Annotated in this window: 16 protein-coding genes; 14 read left to right on the top strand and 2 right to left on the bottom strand. The window is 69.8% G+C overall.

Annotated features, from left to right (window positions below; all coding sequences use genetic code 11):
* The 6 genes from ruvB to ASD48_RS40395 all read left to right on the top strand — a co-directional run bounded on the left by ruvB (position 1) and on the right by ASD48_RS40395 (position 8,036).
* Positions 1–1,059: a Holliday junction branch migration DNA helicase RuvB gene (gene ruvB, locus ASD48_RS40420; RefSeq protein ID WP_057606918.1), complete on the top strand. Its 1,059-nt coding sequence runs from the start codon at positions 1–3 to the stop codon at positions 1,057–1,059.
* A gap of 175 nt (positions 1,060–1,234) precedes the next feature.
* Complete coding sequence (gene yajC / locus ASD48_RS40415; RefSeq protein WP_057606917.1) at positions 1,235–1,756, top strand: preprotein translocase subunit YajC; 522 nt, start codon at positions 1,235–1,237, stop codon at positions 1,754–1,756.
* 134 nt (positions 1,757–1,890) lie between these two features.
* Positions 1,891–3,669 (top strand): protein translocase subunit SecD, encoded by a 1,779-nt coding sequence (gene secD / locus ASD48_RS40410; protein WP_199876197.1) that lies wholly within the window; start codon positions 1,891–1,893, stop codon positions 3,667–3,669.
* 3 nt (positions 3,670–3,672) lie between these two features.
* Positions 3,673–4,785 carry a protein translocase subunit SecF gene (gene secF / locus ASD48_RS40405; RefSeq protein ID WP_057606915.1) on the top strand — a complete coding sequence of 371 codons (1,113 nt, stop codon included), beginning with the start codon at positions 3,673–3,675 and terminating at the stop codon, positions 4,783–4,785.
* Positions 4,782–5,330, top strand: a complete 549-nt coding sequence (locus ASD48_RS40400; protein ID WP_057606914.1) for an adenine phosphoribosyltransferase — start codon at positions 4,782–4,784, stop codon at positions 5,328–5,330. The genes secF and ASD48_RS40400 overlap by 4 nt, the downstream gene beginning before the upstream one ends.
* A 183-nt stretch (positions 5,331–5,513) precedes the next feature.
* A complete protein-coding gene (locus ASD48_RS40395) occupies positions 5,514–8,036 on the top strand; it encodes a bifunctional (p)ppGpp synthetase/guanosine-3',5'-bis(diphosphate) 3'-pyrophosphohydrolase (RefSeq protein ID WP_057606913.1) in 2,523 nt (840 codons plus the stop codon).
* An 80-nt stretch (positions 8,037–8,116) separates the two neighbouring features.
* On the opposite strand, the gene ASD48_RS40390 is transcribed toward ASD48_RS40395, so the two are convergent.
* Both ASD48_RS40390 and ASD48_RS40385 read right to left on the bottom strand, forming a co-directional pair.
* Positions 8,117–9,346, bottom strand: a complete 1,230-nt coding sequence (locus tag ASD48_RS40390; RefSeq protein ID WP_020128838.1) for a DUF349 domain-containing protein — start codon at positions 9,344–9,346, stop codon at positions 8,117–8,119.
* Positions 9,347–9,503: 157 nt separating this feature from the next.
* A complete protein-coding gene (locus ASD48_RS40385) occupies positions 9,504–10,319 on the bottom strand; it encodes a peptidylprolyl isomerase (protein WP_057606912.1) in 816 nt (271 codons plus the stop codon).
* Between the two features lie 180 nt (positions 10,320–10,499).
* Here ASD48_RS40385 and ASD48_RS40380 point away from each other — a divergent pair, with 180 nt between their 5' ends.
* From ASD48_RS40380 to alaS, 8 genes are all read left to right on the top strand, one after another.
* A complete protein-coding gene (locus ASD48_RS40380) occupies positions 10,500–11,216 on the top strand; it encodes an MBL fold metallo-hydrolase (RefSeq protein ID WP_057606911.1) in 717 nt (238 codons plus the stop codon).
* Positions 11,217–11,229: 13 nt separating this feature from the next.
* Positions 11,230–12,492 carry a histidine--tRNA ligase gene (hisS, locus tag ASD48_RS40375; protein WP_057606910.1) on the top strand — a complete coding sequence of 421 codons (1,263 nt, stop codon included), beginning with the start codon at positions 11,230–11,232 and terminating at the stop codon, positions 12,490–12,492.
* Positions 12,493–12,785: 293 nt separating this feature from the next.
* A complete protein-coding gene (locus tag ASD48_RS40370; protein ID WP_057606909.1) occupies positions 12,786–13,445 on the top strand; it encodes a vitamin K epoxide reductase family protein in 660 nt (219 codons plus the stop codon).
* 83 nt (positions 13,446–13,528) lie between these two features.
* Positions 13,529–14,884 carry a replication-associated recombination protein A gene (locus ASD48_RS40365; RefSeq protein WP_057606908.1) on the top strand — a complete coding sequence of 452 codons (1,356 nt, stop codon included), beginning with the start codon at positions 13,529–13,531 and terminating at the stop codon, positions 14,882–14,884.
* 302 nt (positions 14,885–15,186) lie between these two features.
* Positions 15,187–15,801, top strand: coding sequence for a 30S ribosomal protein S4 (gene rpsD, locus ASD48_RS40360; RefSeq protein WP_020128844.1), 615 nt, complete (start codon positions 15,187–15,189; stop codon positions 15,799–15,801).
* Positions 15,802–15,984: 183 nt separating this feature from the next.
* Positions 15,985–16,425, top strand: coding sequence for a DUF948 domain-containing protein (locus tag ASD48_RS40355; RefSeq protein WP_028806686.1), 441 nt, complete (start codon positions 15,985–15,987; stop codon positions 16,423–16,425).
* Between the two features lie 8 nt (positions 16,426–16,433).
* Positions 16,434–16,790: a hypothetical protein gene (locus ASD48_RS40350; RefSeq protein WP_057606907.1), complete on the top strand. Its 357-nt coding sequence runs from the start codon at positions 16,434–16,436 to the stop codon at positions 16,788–16,790.
* Entirely contained in the window at positions 16,790–19,462 is a 2,673-nt protein-coding gene (gene alaS / locus ASD48_RS40345; RefSeq protein WP_057606906.1) for an alanine--tRNA ligase, read from the top strand. The genes ASD48_RS40350 and alaS overlap by 1 nt, the downstream gene beginning before the upstream one ends.
* Positions 19,463–19,464 lie beyond the last annotated feature (2 nt).

Raw genomic sequence — 19,464 nt, 5'->3', positions numbered from 1 at the left:
GTGAACTGGGACGACACGACCGAAGAGACCGCCCCGGAGCGGTTGGTCGGCTCGGTCGCCGACCGTGAGGACCAGGCCGTCGAGGCCGCGCTGCGCCCCAAGGACCTGGGCGAGTTCATCGGCCAGGAGAAGGTCCGCGAACAGCTCGACCTCGTCCTGCGCGCCGCACGCGCGCGGGGCGCCACCGCCGACCATGTGCTGCTCTCCGGCGCCCCGGGCCTCGGCAAGACCACCCTCTCGATGATCATCGCCGCCGAGATGGGCGCCCCGATCCGCATCACCAGCGGCCCCGCCATCCAGCACGCGGGCGACCTCGCGGCGATCCTCTCCTCCCTCCAGGAGGGCGAGGTCCTCTTCCTCGACGAGATCCACCGGATGTCGCGGCCCGCCGAGGAGATGCTCTACATGGCGATGGAGGACTTCCGCGTCGACGTCATCGTCGGCAAGGGCCCCGGCGCCACCGCCATCCCGCTCGAACTGCCCCCGTTCACGCTGGTCGGCGCCACCACGCGCGCGGGCCTGCTGCCGCCCCCGCTGCGCGACCGCTTCGGTTTCACGGCGCACATGGAGTTCTACGAGCCCGCCGAACTCCAGCGCGTCATCCACCGCTCCGCGGACCTCCTGGACGTGGAGATCGACACCGAGGGCGCCGCCGAGATCGCCGGCCGCTCCCGCGGAACCCCCCGGATCGCCAACCGCCTGCTGCGCCGCGTCCGCGACTACGCGCAGGTCAAGGCCGACGGGAGGATCACCCGCGCGATCGCCGAGGCCGCGCTGAAGGTCTACGAGGTGGACGGCCGCGGCCTGGACCGTCTCGACCGCGGGGTCCTGGAGGCCCTGCTGAAGCTGTTCGGCGGCGGCCCGGTCGGTCTGTCCACGCTCGCCGTGGCGGTGGGGGAGGAGCGTGAGACCGTGGAGGAGGTGGCCGAGCCCTTCCTGGTGAGGGAGGGACTGCTCGCCCGCACCCCGCGAGGGCGGGTGGCGACCCCGGCCGCCTGGGCGCACCTCGGCCTCACCCCGGCTCAGGGAAGTGGACAACAGGACCTGTTCGGGGCGTGACGCGGAGGACCGCGGCGGAGGTGTTGGCCGGGTCAGGAACCCAGGTGCCATGCTGAGCGTTGTTCCATGCGCGCGGACTCGCTTAGACTCCGCCGATGCCGCCGTTGTCGGCAGCACACAACCCCCATCCAACAGGCCGCTCCACCATCGCGGTCGTCCGAAGGAAGTCCGTCCCGTGAGTCCTGTGACCCTCCTCCCGTTCATCGTGCTCATCGGGGCCATGTTCCTGATGACCCGGTCGGCCAAGAAGAAGCAGCAGCAGGCCGCCGCCATGCGAAACGACATGCAGCCCGGCAGTGGTGTGCGCACCATCGGGGGCATGTACGCGACGGTGAAGGAGGTCAACGAGGACACGGTCCTCCTCGACGCCGGTCCGGGCGTCGACCTGCTCTTCGCGAAGAACTCCATCGGTGCCGTCCTGACCGACGACGAGTACAACCGCATCGTCCACGGCATCGAGCACGACCTGAAGTCCGACTCCGACGTCGTCCCGGACGACGCCTCGTCCCTCACCGGGTCCACCGAGACCGACGACTCCGTCGACGACGCTGCCGCCGCCTCCGACGACAAGGCCGTCGACCTCGGCAAGAAGGACGCGACCGACGAGGTGCAGGAGAAGGCCGCCGACGCCGAGCAGGCCGAGGCCGCCGCCGAAGAGCCGAAGAAGACCGACGGCGACTCCGACGCGAAGAAGTAGCCCCGTCCCCGGCGCGCACGGGTCCGACCCGTCCGCGCCGGGGCGCGCGCATCTCGCCAGGGGATCCCGACACCATGTCATGGCCGCCGCCGCGCTGACCCGGCGCGAGGTGGCCCGAGAGGGAGTACGAGAAGGTGGCAGCACCTAAGAAGGGCCGGAGCGCGAGTGCCCAGAGCAAGCCAGGGCGCTCGCTGGCCCTGATCCTGATCGCCATCGTGGGGCTCACCGCAGGCATGTTCGCCTCCGGTCACACCACTCCGCGTCTCGGCATCGACCTTGCCGGCGGTACCAGCATCACGCTGGAGGCGAAGTCGGACCAGGGATCAGCGATCAACAAGGCCAACATGGACACCGCGGTCGAGATCATGAACCGCCGTGTCAACGGGCTGGGCGTCTCCGAGGCGGAGGTGCAGACCCAGGGCAGTCGCAACATCATCGTGAACATCCCCAAGGGCACCAACTCGGAGAAGGCCCGGGAGCAGGTCGGCACCACCGCCAAGCTGTACTTCCGTCCGGTCCTGGCCCAGGAGGCCACCGGCTCCGCCGCCGCCTCGCCGAGCGCGTCCCCGAGCGGCTCCTCCAGCGCCTCTCCGAGCCCCTCGGCGAGCGCCTCCGGCACCGGTGAGAAGGCGACCTCCTCGTCCTCCCCGTCGGCCTCCGCCACCTCGCAGGGCCGCGCCGTCACCGACGCGCTGAAGGCCGACGCGACCCCGTCGGCCTCCGCCGACGCCAAGGCGAGCTCCTCCGCCAGCCCGTCGGCCTCCGCGAGCAGCGGCGCCGCCGTCACCGCGGACGACGCCGCGCTCCAGGCCAAGTACGCCGCCCTGGACTGCTCCAAGGAGTCGGTCCGGGCCAAGGCCGGCGAGGGCGTCAAGCCCGAGGACACGACCGTGGCCTGCGGTGAGATCGACAAGGTCTGGTACAAGTACCTGCTCGGCCCGGCCGCCGTCGACGGCACCGAGGTCGACAAGGCCCAGGCCGTCTACGACACGCAGACCGCCGCCGGCTGGCAGGTCACGATGGACTTCAACAAGTCCGGCGCCAAGAAGTTCGCCACCATCACCGGCCAGCTCGCGCAGAACACCCAGCCGCAGAACGAGTTCGGCATCGTGCTCGACGGCAACGTCGTCTCCAGCCCGTACGTGAGCTCCTCCATCACCGGCGGCCAGGCCCAGATCTCGGGCAGCTTCACGCAGGAGGAGGCCCAGGGCCTCGCCAACATGCTGTCCTACGGTGCGCTCCCGCTCTCCTTCCAGGAACAGAGCGTGACCACGGTGACGGCGGCGCTCGGCGGTGACCAGCTGCACGCCGGTCTGCTGGCCGGCGCGATCGGCCTCCTGCTGGTCGTGATCTACCTGGTGGCCTACTACCGCGGCCTGGCGCTCATCGCGCTCGCCTCGCTGCTGGTCTCCGCGGCCCTCACCTACGTGCTCATGGCGCTGCTCGGCCCGGCCATCGGCTTCGCGCTGAACCTGCCCGCGGTCTGTGGCGCCATCGTCGCCATCGGCATCACGGCGGACTCGTTCATCGTGTACTTCGAACGCGTCCGGGACGAGATCCGCGAGGGCCGTACGCTGCGCCCCGCCGTCGAGCGGGCCTGGCCGCGTGCCCGGCGCACCATCCTGGTCTCCGACTTCGTGTCGTTCCTCGCCGCCGCGGTGCTCTTCATCGTCACGGTCGGCAAGGTCCAGGGTTTCGCCTTCACACTGGGCCTGACCACCGTCCTGGACGTGGTCGTGGTCTTCTTCTTCACCAAGCCGCTGATGACGCTCATCGCTCGGCGGAAGTTCTTCGCGAGCGGCCACAAGTGGTCCGGCCTCGACCCGAAGAGCCTGGGTGCCCAGCCGCCGCTGCGCCGCACCCGCCGTCCCGGTGGTCCCGCCGCCGGCCCCGTCGAGACGAAGGAGGCCTGAGCGATGTCGAAACTCGGTAACCTCGGCGCCCGGCTGCACCGTGGCGAGATCAGCTACGACTTCATCGGCCACCGCAAGCTCTGGTACAGCATCTCGATCCTGATCACCATCACGGCCATCGTCGGCCTGGCGGTGCGCGGCCTGAACATGGGCATCGACTTCCAGGGCGGGGCCGTCTTCACGACCGAGAAGACGAGCATCTCCGTCTCCCAGGCCGAGGAGTACGCGAAGTCGGCGTCCGGCCACGACGCGGTCGTGCAGAAGCTGGGCAACGGCACGCTGCGCATCCAGATCGCCGGCATGGACATCAAGCAGTCCAACGAGATCAAGACCGACCTGGCCAAGGACTTCAAGGCCGACCCGGAGTCGATCACCGCCGAACTGGTCGGTCCCAGCTGGGGCGACCAGATCGCCAGCAAGGCCTGGCAGGGCCTGGCGATCTTCATGGTGCTGGTCGTGATCTACCTGGCGATCGCCTTCGAGTGGCGCATGGCCATCGCGGCCCTCGTCGCCCTGATCCACGACATCACCATCACGGTCGGCATCTACGCCCTCGTCGGCTTCGAGGTGACGCCCGGCACGGTGATCGGTCTGCTGACGATCCTCGGTTACTCGCTGTACGACACCGTCGTCGTCTTCGACTCCCTCAAGGAACAGACGAAGGACCTCACCAAGCAGACCCGCTTCACCTACAGCGAGATCGCCAACCGCTCGATCAACGGCACCCTGGTCCGTTCCATCAACACCACGGTCGTCGCGCTGCTGCCGGTGGCGGGACTGCTGTTCATCGGCGGCGGCTTCCTCGGCGCGGGCACGCTCAACGACATCTCGCTGTCGCTGTTCGTCGGCCTCGCGGCCGGCGCGTACTCCTCGATCTTCATCGCCACGCCGCTGGTTGCCGACCTCAAGGAACGCGAGCCGCAGATCAAGGCGCTGAAGAAGCGGGTCCTGGCCAAGCGCGCCCAGGCGTCGGCCGAGGAGACACCCGCGCAGACCCGCGGCGACGACATCTACGGCGACGAGCCGGAGGACGCCGAAGCCGCGGTCGTCGGACCGCGCAACCAGCCCGCGTCCCGGGGCCGGGGCCGTGGCCGTCCGTCGGGGAAGCGCCGATGACGGAGCTCACCGACATCACGGCGCTGCTCCACAGCCGCATCCGTGACGTGGCCGACTACCCGGAGCCGGGGGTGATGTTCAAGGACATCACCCCGCTCCTGGCGGACCCGGTGGCGTTCACCGCGCTCACCGACGCGTTCGCCGGGATCGCCGAACGCACCGGCGCCACCAAGATCGTCGGCTTGGAGGCCCGGGGCTTCATCCTGGGTGCCCCGGTCGCCGTCCGGGCGGGCCTCGGCTTCATCCCCGTACGCAAGGCCGGCAAGCTCCCCGGAGCCACCCTCGGCCAGGCCTACGACCTGGAGTACGGCTCGGCCGAGATCGAGGTGCACGCCGAGGACCTGTCCGCCGACGACCGGGTACTGATCGTCGACGACGTCCTCGCCACCGGCGGCACCGCCGAGGCGTCGATCCAGCTCATCCACCGAGCGGGCGCCCGGGTCGCGGGCGTCGCCGTCCTGATGGAGCTGGGCTTCCTCGACGGCCGTCCCCGCCTGGAGGCGGCCCTCGGCGGAGCGCCGCTGGAGGCGTTGCTCACGATCTGAGCGCGGTCGCAGAAACCGTCGTAGGCCAAGTGGGCGGGCCCGGAGGAATCCGGAGCCCGCCCCTTGTGTTTCTCCGGTAGACGGCCCTCACATCGGCCTGAAGGCGATCCCGGAGCTCAGGATCGCTACGATGGGTGCTCCGGAGCCTGACCGGGGGACCCGGATCGCGCACGAGGAGTCCTCTTGCCAGACGAGGCCCAGCACCTGACCGCCGCCAAGCCCGAGTCCGCCTCGGGTCCCGCGGCCACGCCCGCGTCGCACGCGAAGGACGACAGCCGGGGGCCGGTCGAGCACGACCGATCCGCGCCCGTGGAGAAGCCGGCCGAGCAGCCCCGGCCCAAGCCGGCCCAGCCGGAGGGGGCCCCGGCCGTGCCCGCCGGTCGTCCCGCAGCCGCGCAGCCACCGGCCCGCTCCGGCTCCTCCAACCGCGTCCGCGCCCGTCTCGCCCGGCTCGGCGTCCAGCGCCAGAACCCGTACAACCCGGTCCTGGAACCGCTGCTGCGGATAGTGCGCAGCAACGACCCCAAGATCGAGACGGCGACGCTGCGCCAGATCGAGAAGTCCTACCAGGTCGCCGAGCGCTGGCACCGCGGTCAGAAGCGCAAGAGCGGCGACCCGTACATCACGCACCCGCTCGCGGTGACCACGATCCTCGCCGAGCTGGGCATGGATCCGGCCACGCTCATGGCGGGCCTGCTGCACGACACCGTCGAGGACACCGAGTACGGCCTGGAGGACCTGCGCCGCGACTTCGGCGACCAGGTCGCCCTGCTCGTCGACGGCGTCACCAAGCTGGACAAGGTCAAGTTCGGCGAGGCCGCGCAGGCCGAGACCGTGCGCAAGATGGTCGTGGCCATGGCCAAGGACCCGCGCGTCCTGGTCATCAAGCTCGCCGACCGGCTGCACAACATGCGCACCATGCGTTACCTCAAGCGCGAGAAGCAGGAGAAGAAGGCGCGCGAGACCCTCGAGATCTACGCGCCGCTCGCCCACCGGCTCGGCATGAACACCATCAAGTGGGAGCTGGAGGACCTCGCCTTCGCGATCCTCTACCCCAAGATGTACGACGAGATCGTACGGCTGGTGGCCGAGCGGGCTCCGAAGCGCGACGAGTACCTGGCCATAGTGACCGACGAGGTCCAGGCCGATCTGCGCGCCGCCCGGATCAAGGCGACCGTGACCGGCCGCCCGAAGCACTACTACAGCGTCTACCAGAAGATGATCGTCCGCGGCCGTGACTTCGCGGAGATCTACGACCTGGTGGGCATCCGTGTCCTCGTGGACACGGTCAGGGACTGCTACGCGGCCCTCGGCACGGTGCACGCGCGATGGAACCCGGTTCCCGGCCGGTTCAAGGACTACATCGCGATGCCCAAGTTCAACATGTACCAGTCGCTGCACACGACGGTCATCGGGCCCAACGGCAAGCCGGTCGAACTCCAGATCCGCACGTTCGACATGCACCGCCGCGCCGAGTACGGCATCGCCGCGCACTGGAAGTACAAGCAGGAGGCCGTCGCCGGCGCCTCCAAGGTGCGCTCGGACCAGCCGAGGACCACCGGCAAGGACGACCACCTCAACGACATGGCATGGCTGCGCCAGCTCCTCGACTGGCAGAAGGAGACCGAGGACCCGGGCGAGTTCCTCGAGTCCCTGCGCTTCGACCTGTCGCGCAACGAGGTCTTCGTCTTCACGCCGAAGGGTGACGTGATAGCGCTGCCGGCCGGCGCCACGCCCGTGGACTTCTCGTACGCGGTGCACACCGAGGTGGGCCACCGCACCATAGGAGCCCGCGTCAACGGACGCCTCGTCCCGCTGGAATCGACCCTGGACAACGGCGACCTGGTGGAGGTCTTCACCTCCAAGGCGGCCGGGGCCGGGCCGTCCCGGGACTGGCTGAACTTCGTGAAGTCGCCGAGGGCCCGCAACAAGATCAGGGCCTGGTTCTCCAAGGAGCGCCGCGACGAGGCCATCGAGCAGGGCAAGGACGCCATCGCGCGCGCCATGCGCAAGCAGAACCTGCCGATCCAGCGCATCCTCACCGGCGACTCGCTGGTCACGCTCGCGCACGAGATGCGCTACCCGGACATCTCCTCGCTGTACGCGGCGATCGGCGAGGGCCACGTGGCCGCGCAGAACGTCGTGCAGAAGCTGGTGCAGGCCCTCGGCGGCGAGGAGGCGGCCACCGAGGAGATCGACGAGACGGTCCCGTCCCGCAGCCGTGGCCGCAAGCGGCGCAGCAACCAGGACCCCGGCGTGGTCGTCAAGGGCGTCGACGACGTCTGGGTCAAGCTGGCCCGCTGCTGCACACCCGTCCCCGGCGACCCGATCATCGGCTTCGTCACCCGCGGTAGCGGTGTATCGGTTCACCGCAGCGACTGCGTCAACGTGGAGTCACTGTCCCGCGAGCCGGAGCGCATCCTCGAGGTCGAGTGGGCGCCCACCCAGTCCTCGGTCTTCCTGGTCGCCATCCAGGTCGAGGCCCTGGACCGGTCCCGCCTCCTCTCGGACGTCACGCGGGTGCTGTCGGACCAGCACGTCAACATCCTGTCCGCGGCCGTCCAGACCTCCCGCGACCGGGTGGCCACCTCCCGCTTCACCTTCGAGATGGGCGACCCCAAGCACCTGGGGCACGTCCTGAAGGCCGTACGCGGCGTGGAGGGCGTCTACGACGTGTACCGGGTGACATCGGCGCGCAGGCCGTAGCCGAGCACGCGAGAGGCCCCCGTACGCGATGTACGGGGGCCTCTTCGTCGAACGTCGACCGGACGGGTCGGGAGCCGGGATCAGCCGCCGAACTCCTGGAGGCCCTTCAGAGCCTGGTCCAGCAGCGCCTGACGGCCTTCCAGCTCACGCTCCAGCTTGTCGGCCCGCGCGGAGTTGCCCTGGGCACGCGCCTGGTCGATCTGCGTCCGCAGCTTGTCCACGGCGGCCTGGAGCTGACCGGTCAGACCCGCGGCACGCGCGCGTGCCTCCGGGTTCGTCCGGCGCCACTCGGCCTCCTCGGACTCCTGCATCGCCCGCTCCACGGCGTGCATCCGGCCCTCGACCTTGGGCCGGGCGTCGCGCGGCACATGGCCGATGGCCTCCCAGCGCTCGTTGATCGAGCGGAAAGCGGCACGGGCCGCCTTCAGGTCACCGATCGGCAGGAGCTTCTCGGCCTCCTCGGCCAGCTCCTCCTTGAGCTTCAGGTTCTCCGTCTGCTCCGCGTCCCGCTCGGCGAACACCGAGCTGCGGGCGGCGAAGAAGACGTCCTGAGCGCCGCGGAAGCGGTTCCAGAGGTCGTCCTCGTGCTCGCGCTGGGCGCGGCCCGCCGCCTTCCACTCCGCCATCAGCTCGCGGTAGCGGGCCGCCGTCGGACCCCAGTCCGACGAACCGGACAGCGCCTCGGCCTCGGAGACCAGCCGCTCCTTGGTCCGGCGGGCCTCCTCGCGCTGCGCGTCCAGCTGCGCGAAGTGCGCCTTGCGGCGCTTGGAGAACGCCGAGCGCGCGTGCGAGAACCGGTGCCACAGCTCGTCGTCCGACTTGCGGTCCAGACGCGGCAGACCCTTCCAGGTGTCCACCAGCGACCGCAGCCGCTCGCCGGCGGCCCGCCACTGGTCGGACTGGGCCAGCTGCTCCGCCTCGGTGACCAGGTCCTCCTTGGCCTTGCGGGCCTCGTCGGACTGCTTGGCCCGCTGCTGCTTGCGCTCCTCGCGCCGCGACTCGACGGTCGCCACCAGCTTGTCCAGCCGGTCCCGCAGTGCCTGAAGATCACCGACCGCGTGGTGCGCGTCGACCTGTTCCCGGATGTGGTCGATCGCGACCTGCGCGTCCTTCGTCGACAGGTCGGTGGTCTTCACCCGCTTCTCGAGGAGGCCGATCTCGACAACCAGGCCCTCGTACTTGCGCTCGAAATAGGCCAGCGCCTCCTCGGGGGAGCCTGCCTGCCAGGAACCGACCACCTGCTCGCCGTCGGCCGTACGCACGTACACGGTCCCCGTCTCGTCGACGCGGCCCCACGGGTCGCTGCTCACAGCGCCTCCTCCACATGATGCCTCCGAGGGGCTTCAGCGCCCCTGGGCATCGTCCACAGTTTCGTCACGGCCAACATAGGCGACCGGCGGGCCGCCTGTCCGCATCCAGCGCGACCGAAATTGCGCAGTTGACCGCCCGTTAGTCGTCGGATCGCCGTCAGGATTTCGTGACCGTCGCCTTGTTGATCACGACCGTCGCGTTCGGTGCTCCGTCACCCGCGCCCGTGTTCTCACCGGCGGCGGCGATCTTCGTCAGCACCTTCATGCCGTCGGCCGACACGGTACCGAAGGGCGTGTAGCTCGGCGGCAGCTGACTGTCCTGGTAGACGAGGAAGAACTGGCTGCCGCCGGTGTGCGCCTGACCGGTGTTGGCCATCGCGATCGTGCCCGCCGGGTAGGTGTTGTTCTTGAGGCTGGTGTCCTTCAGGTTCTCGTCCGGGATGGTGTAGCCGGGACCGCCGCTGCCGCTGCCCGTCGGGTCACCGCACTGCAGCACGTAGATGCCGTTGGTGGTGAGACGGTGGCACTTGGTGTGGTCGAAGTAGCCCTTGCCGGCGAGGAAGCTGAACGAGTTCACCGTGTGAGGCGCGGCCTTCGCCTTGAGCGCTATGTCGATGTCCCCGCACGTCGTCGCGAGGGTCATCGTGTACTTCGCCGACTTGTCGATCGTGACCGCCGGCTCCTTCTTCCAGGTCTGCGTCTTGACCGAGCCCGCGGCCGCCTTCTCGCACGGGTCCTTGGCGGCGCTGGGCGTCGCGGACGGCGTCGTCTCCGAGCTGGCGTTCGCCTTGTCGTCGTCCTTCATGACGCCGGTCGCGTACAGCGCCACGCTGCCGATGACGATCACGCCGAGCACCGACGCGATCACCGAGTTGCGCGCACGTGCCTTGCGTCGCGCGGAGGTGCGCCGCTGCTGCTGCCGCAAGAACTTCTCCCGGGCGAGCTGACGCTTCCGCTGTTCCTGGGTGACCACCGAGTTCTCTCCTCGTGCGTCTCGTACGTCGACTGGGACGCGTGCGTCTCGTGAGCCGACCGCCTGCGTGTGCCCCGTACCGTATATGGGTTCGCTGAGGAATCGGCAGCGCCGGTAGGCTCTGACCACTGGCGCAGCCGCCCAGAAGCCCACGCGTATCGACACAAACGAAGGACGATCGTGCTCATTGCCGGGTTCCCCGCCGGGGCCTGGGGGACGAACTGTTATCTCGTCGCCCCCGCCGCCGGTGAGGAGTGCGTGATCATCGACCCGGGCCACCAGGCGGCCCCGGGAGTCGAGGAAGCGATCAGGAAGCATCGGCTCAAGCCCGTCGCCGTCGTCCTCACCCACGGCCACATCGACCACGTGGCCTCGGTCGTCCCGGTGTGCGGAGCGCACGACGTGCCGGCCTGGATCCACCCCGAGGACCGCTACATGATGAGCGACCCCGAGAAGGCGCTCGGCCGGTCCATCGGGATGCCGCTGATGGGTGAACTGACCGTGGGGGAGCCGGACGACGTCCGTGAGCTGGCCGACGGCGTGGCACTGGACCTGGCCGGTCTGGAGTTCTCCGTCGCCCATGCGCCGGGCCATACCAGGGGGTCGGTGACCTTCCGGATGCCCGAGGCGGCCGACGTCCCGTCGGTCTTCTTCTCCGGGGATCTGCTGTTCGCCGGCTCCATCGGACGCACCGACCTGCCCGGCGGCGACATGGCCGAGATGCTCGACTCGCTGGCCCGCGTGTGCCTGCCGCTCGAGGACTCGACCGTGGTGCTGTCCGGCCACGGCCCCCAGACGACCATCGGCCAGGAGCGCGCCACCAACCCGTATCTGCGGCAGGTGGCGGCCGGCGGCCAGGGAGCGGGTACGCACGCCCCTCCCCGACGAGGAATGTGACGAGAGACCTTCCGTGAGTACCTTTCAGGCCCCCAAGGGCACGTACGACCTGATTCCGCCGCGCTCCGCGAAGTTCCTCGCGGTGCGCGAGGCGATCGCCGCCCCGCTGCGCAACTCCGGCTACGGCTATGTCGAGACGCCCGGCTTCGAGGACGTCAACCTGTTCGCGCGCGGTGTGGGTGAGTCCACCGACATCGTCAGCAAGGAGATGTACGCCTTCGAGACCAAGGGAGGCGACCGGCTGGCCCTGCGCCCCGAGGGCACGGCGTCCGTGCTGCGCGCCGCCCTGGAGGCGAACCTGCACAAGCAGGGCAACCTGCCGGTCAAGCTCTGGTACTCGGGCTCGTACTACCGGTACGAGAAGCCGCAGGCGGGCCGGTACCGGCACTTCTCCCAGGTCGGCGCCGAGGCGATCGGCGCGGAGGACCCGGCGCTGGACGCCGAGCTGATCATCCTGGCCGACCAGGCGTACCGCTCGCTGGGGCTGCGCGACTTCCGCATCCTCCTGAACAGCCTCGGCGACAAGGAGTGCCGCCCGGTGTACCGGGAGGCACTCCAGACCTTCCTGCGGGGCCTGGACCTCGACGAGGAGACGCTGCGCCGCGCGGAGATCAACCCGTTGCGGGTCCTGGACGACAAGCGTGAGGCGGTCCAGAAGCAGCTCGGGGGCGCGCCGTTGCTGCGCGACTACCTCTGCGACGCGTGCAAGGCGTACCACGAGGAGGTCCGGGAGCTGATCACGGCGGCGGGCGTGGTCTTCGAGGACGACCCGAAGCTGGTCCGCGGCCTCGACTACTACACCCGCACGACCTTCGAGTTCGTCCACGACGGACTGGGATCCCAGTCCGCGGTGGGCGGCGGCGGCCGCTACGACGGTCTCTCCGAGATGATCGGCGGCCCCGCGCTGCCGTCGGTGGGCTGGGCGCTGGGCGTCGACCGTACGGTCCTCGCGCTGGAGGCCGAGGGCGTGGAGCTGGAGCTGCCCGCGGCGACCTCCGTGTTCGCCGTCCCGCTCGGCGAGGAGGCCCGCCGGGTCCTCTTCGCGAAGGTCACCGAACTGCGCAAGCTCGGTGTCGCGGCGGACTTCTCCTACGGCTCCCGTGGGCTCAAGGGCGCCATGAAGAGCGCCAACCGCAGCGGCGCCCGCTACACGATCGTCGCCGGCGAACGCGACCTCGCCGAGGGCGTCGTCCAGCTCAAGGACATGGAGTCCGGCGAGCAGAGGGCGGTCGGCGTCAACGAGATCGTGGCGGAGCTGGAGTCGAAGCTGGGCTGACGGGCGCGAAAGCCCGAGGAAGGCGCCGGGTCGGGCGACCCGGCGCCTTCGTCATGCGCCGGACGTCAAGCGCCGCACGTCAACCTGGCGGCCGCCCGTTCGTCCTTCGGGAGGCGCCGTGGTCCGCGCGCCACGCGCGCGTGCCGGTGCGCCCCTGGCCTTGGCCGGAACCGAACGCAACGGGACCGCCGTACGTACTTCCTTATGCGCAGCGAACGGTGCGCACCCGGCCCGGTGCGGCACAATGGCCCCTGCCCGAAGATGGTCCAACTCTCAAGTGACGGATCGGCGTGATGAGCAAGACGACAGTCAAAGACGTCTCCACGGAGTCCGAGCCCGGGCGTGTCACCGCGACCGGAACCCGGACCGTGGGCGGCAGCCGTGCGTTCGCGATCCTGCTGCTGATCACCGGTGCCGCCGGTCTGCTGGCCGCCTGGGTCATCACGCTCGACAAGTTCAAGATCCTCGAGGCCAAGGTCGCCGGCGAGACCTTCACGCCCAGCTGCAGCATCAGCCCGATCATCAGCTGCGGCAGCGTCATGGAGAGCAAGCAGGCCGCCGCCTTCGGCTTCCCCAACCCGATGCTCGGTCTCGTCGCCTACGGCATCGTGATCTGTGTCGGCATGAGCCTGCTGACCCGGGTCGCGTTCCCGCGCTGGTACTGGCTGACCTTCAACTTCGGCACCCTCTTCGGCGTGGGGTTCTGCACCTGGCTCCAGTACCAGTCCCTGTACGAGATCAACGCCCTGTGCCTGTGGTGCTCGCTGGCCTGGGTCGCGACGATCACCATGTTCTGGTACGTCACCTCGTTCAACGTGCGCAACGACCTGCTGCCCGCCCCGGGCTGGCTGAAGCGCTTCCTCGGCGAGTTCACCTGGGTCCTGCCGGTCACCCACGTCGGCATCATCGCCATGCTGATCCTGACCCGCTGGGGCGCGGACCTCTGGGCCTGAGCCCGGCACCGGACAGGCGCCGGAGCAGGCCGCGCACCGGGCGCGGGACAGGACTGTCGGACCTCTGACGTAGGCTCCGACGTGTGGAGCCCGACCTGTTCACCGCCGCAGCGGAAGACCGCCAGGAGAAGGACCCCGCCGGGAGCCCCCTGGCGGTCCGGATGCGCCCGCGCACCCTCGACGAGGTGGTGGGCCAGCAGCACCTGTTGAAGCCGGGCTCGCCCCTGCGCCGCCTGGTCGGGGAGGGTGCCACGGGCCCGGCCGGGCCCTCCTCGGTGATCCTCTGGGGGCCGCCCGGCACCGGGAAGACGACCCTGGCGTACGTCGTCTCCAAGGCCACCAACAAGCGGTTCGTCGAGCTGTCGGCCATCACCGCGGGCGTCAAGGAGGTCCGCGCCGTCATCGACGGCGCCCGCCGCGCCATCGGCGGCTACGGCAAGGAGACCGTCCTCTTCCTCGACGAGATCCACCGCTTCAGCAAGGCCCAGCAGGACTCCCTCCTGCCGGCCGTCGAGAACCGCTGGGTGACGCTGATCGCGGCGACCACCGAGAACCCGTACTTCTCGATCATCTCGCCCCTGCTCTCCCGCTCGCTCCTGCTGACCCTCGAACCCCTCACGGACGACGACCTCCGCGACCTCGTCCGGCGCGCCCTGGCCGACGACCGCGGCCTCAAGGGCTCGCTCACCCTCCCCGAGGACACCGAGGCCCATCTGCTGCGCATCGCCGGCGGCGACGCCCGCCGTGCCCTCACCGCCCTGGAGGCCGCCGCCGGGGCCGCCCTGGACCAGGACGAGGCCGGGATCAGCCTCCAGACCCTGGAGCAGACCGTCGACCGCGCGGCCGTGAAGTACGACCGTGACGGCGACCAGCACTACGACGTCGCCAGCGCCCTCATCAAGTCCATCCGGGGTTCGGACGTCGACGCGGCCCTGCACTACCTGGCCCGCATGATCGAGGCCGGCGAGGACCCCCGCTTCATCGCCCGCCGCCTGATGATCTCCGCCAGCGAGGACATCGGCCTCGCCGATCCGGGCGCGCTGCCCCTCGCGGTCGCCGCCGCCCAGGCCGTCGCCATGATCGGCTTCCCCGAGGCCGCCCTCACGCTCAGCCACACCACCATCGCCCTCGCCCTGGCGCCCAAGTCCAACGCCGCGACGACCGCGATCGGTGCCGCCCTGGAGGACGTGCGCAAGGGGCTGGCCGGCCCGGTGCCGCCGCATCTGCGCGACGGGCACTACAAGGGCGCGGCCAAGCTGGGACACGCGCAGGGGTACGTGTATCCGCACGACCTGCCCGAGGGCATCGCCGCCCAGCAGTACGCGCCGGACGCCATCAAGGACCGCGAGTACTACGAGCCCACCCGGCACGGCGCCGAGGCCCGCTACGCGGACGCGGTCGAGTGGACCCGTCAGCACCTCGGTCGCAACGGGTCCTGAGCACCCTGTAGACTCGCCCGAAGTGCCGCGTCCCGTGCAGTCAGAACAGGACAGTCGGCCGGAGCGCCGGTCCTCGGACCTCGCTCCAGGAGCGTCGCGCACCGTCGAACGGTGTCGCGGGCAGCCCATCACCACCCGGAGTTCCGGGACCGGTCGGTGGGCAACTCGCGTGCTGCATGTATGTGCCCAGACCAGGGGAGCGGCTGCCCGACAGGTCCCATGCGGACCCGACGGGTTTCCCCGGCTGCGGATGCGACCTCCCTTAACCCTGACGAGCCGGAAATTCTGGAAAGAGAGAGATCGTGGCGAACCAGCCCCGTCCCAAGGTCAAGAAGTCGCGTGCCCTCGGCATCGCGCTGACCCCGAAGGCCGTCAAGTACTTCGAGGCCCGCCCCTACCCGCCGGGTGAGCACGGCCGTGGCCGCAAGCAGAACTCGGACTACAAGGTCCGTCTGCTCGAGAAGCAGCGTCTGCGCGCGCAGTACGACGTGTCCGAGCGCCAGCTCGTCCGCGCCTACGAGCGTGCCTCCAAGGTCCAGGGCAAGACCGGTGAGGCCCTGATCATCGAGCTCGAGCGCCGTCTCGACGCGCTGGTCCTGCGTTCGGGCATCGCCCGCACGATCTACCAGGCCCGCCAGATGGTCGTCCACGGCCACATCGAGGTCAACGGCCAGAAGGTCGACAAGCCGTCCTTCCGTGTCAAGCCGGACGACGTCGTCATGGTGCGCGAGCGCAGCCGTGAGAAGACGCTGTTCTCGATCTCCCGCGAGGGCGGCTTCGCCCCCGACGGCGAGACCCCGCGCTACCTCCAGGTGAACCTCCGCGCCCTGGCCTTCCGCCTGGACCGTGAGCCGAACCGCAAGGAGATCCCCGTGATCTGCGACGAGCAGCTCGTCGTCGAGTACTACGCCCGCTGATCCCCTTCCGGATCGGTCGGCGGCGGTCGTAGGACTTCTGCGCCAAGGCCCGTCGTCTCCCTGCCCTTCGGGGCAGGTGGGACGGCGGGCTTTCGCACGCCTAATCCGGTACGGAACGCCGGCGTCGGCGCGATAGGCTCGCCTCCAGAGATAGGTGTTCGTCAGACAGGGAGCGGGTGCGCAGTGTCCGGTGGAGAGGTGGCCGGCATCCTGGTGGCCGTGTTCTGGGCGATCCTGGTCTCCTTCCTCGCCGTCGCGCTGGCGAGGCTGGCCCAGACGCTCAGGGCGACCACCAGACTCGTCGCCGACGTGACCGAGCAGGCCGTGCCGCTGCTGGCCGACGCCTCGGCCGCGGTGCGTTCCGCGCAGACCCAGATCGACCGGGTCGACGCGATCGCCACCGACGTCCAGGAAGTCACGTCGAACGCCTCGGCACTGTCCACCACGGTCGCCTCCACCTTCGGCGGTCCCCTGGTGAAGGTCGCCGCCTTCGGCTACGGCGTCCGCCGGGCCCTCGGCGGCCGCAAGGACGACGTGCCCGCCGGGGAACCCCGGCGGACCGTGATCGTGGGCCGAACGGTCTCCCGGCGGGAGAAGCGCAAGCCCCGTGGAAAGAGGGACTGAGACCAGCGATGTTCCGCCGTACCTTCTGGTTCACCACGGGCGTCGCCGCCGGTGTCTGGGCCACCACCAAGGTCAATCGCAAGCTGAGGCAGCTGACCCCCGAGAGCCTTGCCGCGACCGCGGCCAACAAGGCGCTCGAGACGGGAGCGCGCCTCAAGGACCGCGCGGTGGGCTTCGCGCTCGACGTCCGCGACAACATGGCCCAGCGGGAGGCCGAGCTGGGGGAGGCGCTGGGGATCCACGCCGACCCCGAACTGCCCGCGCCGCGGCGGTACAACGCCATCGAGAGCAACCGCAGCACCCCCAAGTACCCCGAGCACATCGAGAACACGACGTACTCGCACAACCGGAATGAGGACCACTGATGGAGTCGGCCGAGATCCGCCGCCGCTGGCTGAGCTTCTACGAGGAGCGCGGGCACACCGTCGTCCCTTCGGCGTCGCTCATCGCGGACGACCCGACTCTGCTCCTGGTCCCCGCCGGCATGGTCCCCTTCAAGCCGTACTTCCTGGGCGACGTCAAGCCGCCGTGGTCGCGCGCCACGAGCGTGCAGAAGTGCGTGCGTACGCCCGACATCGAAGAGGTCGGCAAGACCACCCGCCACGGCACGTTCTTCCAGATGTGCGGCAACTTCTCCTTCGGCGACTACTTCAAGGAAGGCGCCATCAAGTACGCCTGGGAGCTGCTCACCACGCCCCAGGACAAGGGCGGTTACGGTCTGGACCCGGAGCGGCTCTGGATCACCGTCTACAAGGACGACGACGAGGCCGAGCGGCTGTGGCACGAGGTCGTCGGCGTGCCCAAGGAGCGCATCCAGCGCCTCGGCATGAAGGACAACTACTGGTCCATGGGCGTCCCCGGACCCTGTGGCCCGTGTTCTGAGATCAACTACGACCGCGGCCCCGAGTTCGGCGTCGAGGGCGGCCCCGCCGTCAACGACGAGCGGTACGTGGAGATCTGGAACCTCGTCTTCATGCAGTACGAGCGCGGCGAGGGCATCGGCAAGGACAACTTCGAGATTCTGGGCGACCTGCCGAGCAAGAACATCGACACGGGCCTCGGCCTGGAGCGCCTCGCCATGATTCTGCAGGGCGTGCAGAACATGTACGAGATCGACACCTCGATGGCCGTCATCAAGAAGGCCACCGAGCTGACCGGCGTCGAGTACGGCGAGGCCCACGGGTCGGACGTCTCGCTGCGCGTGGTCACCGACCACATGCGCACCTCCGTGATGCTCATCGGCGACGGCGTCACCCCCGGCAACGAGGGCCGCGGTTACGTCCTGCGCCGCATCATGCGCCGCGCCATCCGCAACATGCGCCTCCTCGGTGCCTCCGGCCCGGTCGTCAAGGACCTCATCGACACCGTCATCGAGATGATGGGCCAGCAGTACCCGGAGCTGGTCACCGACCGCGAGCGCATCGAGAAGGTCGCCCTCGCCGAGGAGAACGCCTTCCTCAAGACGCTCAAGGCCGGCACCAACATCCTCGACACCGCCGTCACCGAGACCAAGCAGTCCGGTGGCTCGGTTCTGGCCGGCGACAAGGCCTTCCTGCTCCACGACACCTGGGGCTTCCCGATCGACCTCACCCTCGAGATGGCCGCCGAGCAGGGGCTGTCCGTGGACGAGGACGGCTTCCGCCGCCTGATGAAGGAGCAGCGGGAACGCGCCAAGGCCGACGCCCAGGCCAAGAAGACCGGGCACGCCGGCGTGGGCGCCTACCGCGAGATCGCCGACCGGGCCGGTGCGACCGACTTCATCGGCTACTCCGACACCGAGGGCGAGTCGACGATCGTCGGCATCCTCGTCGACGGCGCCTCCTCGCCGGCCGCCACCGAGGGCGACGAGGTCGAGATCGTCCTCGACCGCACCCCGTTCTACGCCGAGGGCGGCGGCCAGATCGGCGACACCGGCCGTATCAAGGTGGACACCGGCGCCGTCATCGAGATCCGCGACACCCAGAAGCCGGTTCCCGGCGTGTACGTCCACAAGGGCGTCGTCCAGGTCGGCGAGGTCACGCTGGGCGCCAAGGCCCACGCCTCGATCGACCAGCGCCGCCGGACGGCCATCGCCCGCGCCCACTCGGCCACCCACCTCACGCACCAGGCGCTGCGCGACGCCCTCGGCCCGACGGCCGCCCAGGCCGGTTCCGAGAACCAGCCCGGCCGCTTCCGCTTCGACTTCGGTTCCCCGTCCGCCGTCCCGACGGCCGTGATGACCGACGTCGAGCAGAAGATCAACGAGATCCTCGCCCGCGACCTGGACGTCCGCGCCGATGTCATGGGCATCGACGAAGCCAGGAAGCAGGGCGCCATCGCCGAGTTCGGCGAGAAGTACGGCGAGCGCGTCCGGGTCGTGACCATCGGCGACTTCTCCAAGGAGCTGTGCGGTGGCACCCATGTGCACAACACCTCCCAGCTGGGCCTGGTGAAGCTGCTCGGCGAGTCGTCGATCGGCTCGGGTGTCCGTCGCATCGAGGCCCTCGTCGGCGTCGACGCCTACAACTTCCTGGCCCGTGAGCACACGGTCGTCGCCCAGCTCCAGGAGCTGATCAAGGGCCGTCCGGAGGAGCTCCCGGAGAAGGTCTCCGCCATGCTCGGCAAGCTGAAGGACGCCGAGAAGGAGATCGAGAAGTTCCGCGCGGAGAAGGTGCTGCAGGCCGCCGCCGGTCTCGTGGAGTCCGCCAAGGACGTCCGCGGTGTCGCCCTGGTCACCGGTCAGGTCCCGGACGGCACGACCACCGACGACCTGCGCAGGCTCGTCCTCGACGTGCGCGGCCGCATCCAGGGCGGCCGGGCCGCCGTGGTCGCCCTGTTCACGGTCAACAACGGCAAGCCGCTGACGGTCATCGCCACCAACGAGGCCGCCCGCGAGCGCGGTCTCAAGGCCGGCGACCTGGTCCGCACGGCCGCCAAGACCCTCGGTGGCGGCGGCGGTGGCAAGCCGGACGTCGCCCAGGGCGGCGGCCAGAACCCGGCCGCCGTCGGCGACGCCGTCGACGCCGTCGAGCGGCTCGTGGCGGAAACGGCCAAGTGAGC

The sequence above is a fragment of the Streptomyces sp. Root1310 genome, from assembly GCF_001426425.1.
Taxonomy (GTDB): domain Bacteria; phylum Actinomycetota; class Actinomycetes; order Streptomycetales; family Streptomycetaceae; genus Streptomyces.
Note: the sequence above shows the minus strand (reverse complement) of the source record. Positions and strands in the feature narration are given on the sequence as shown.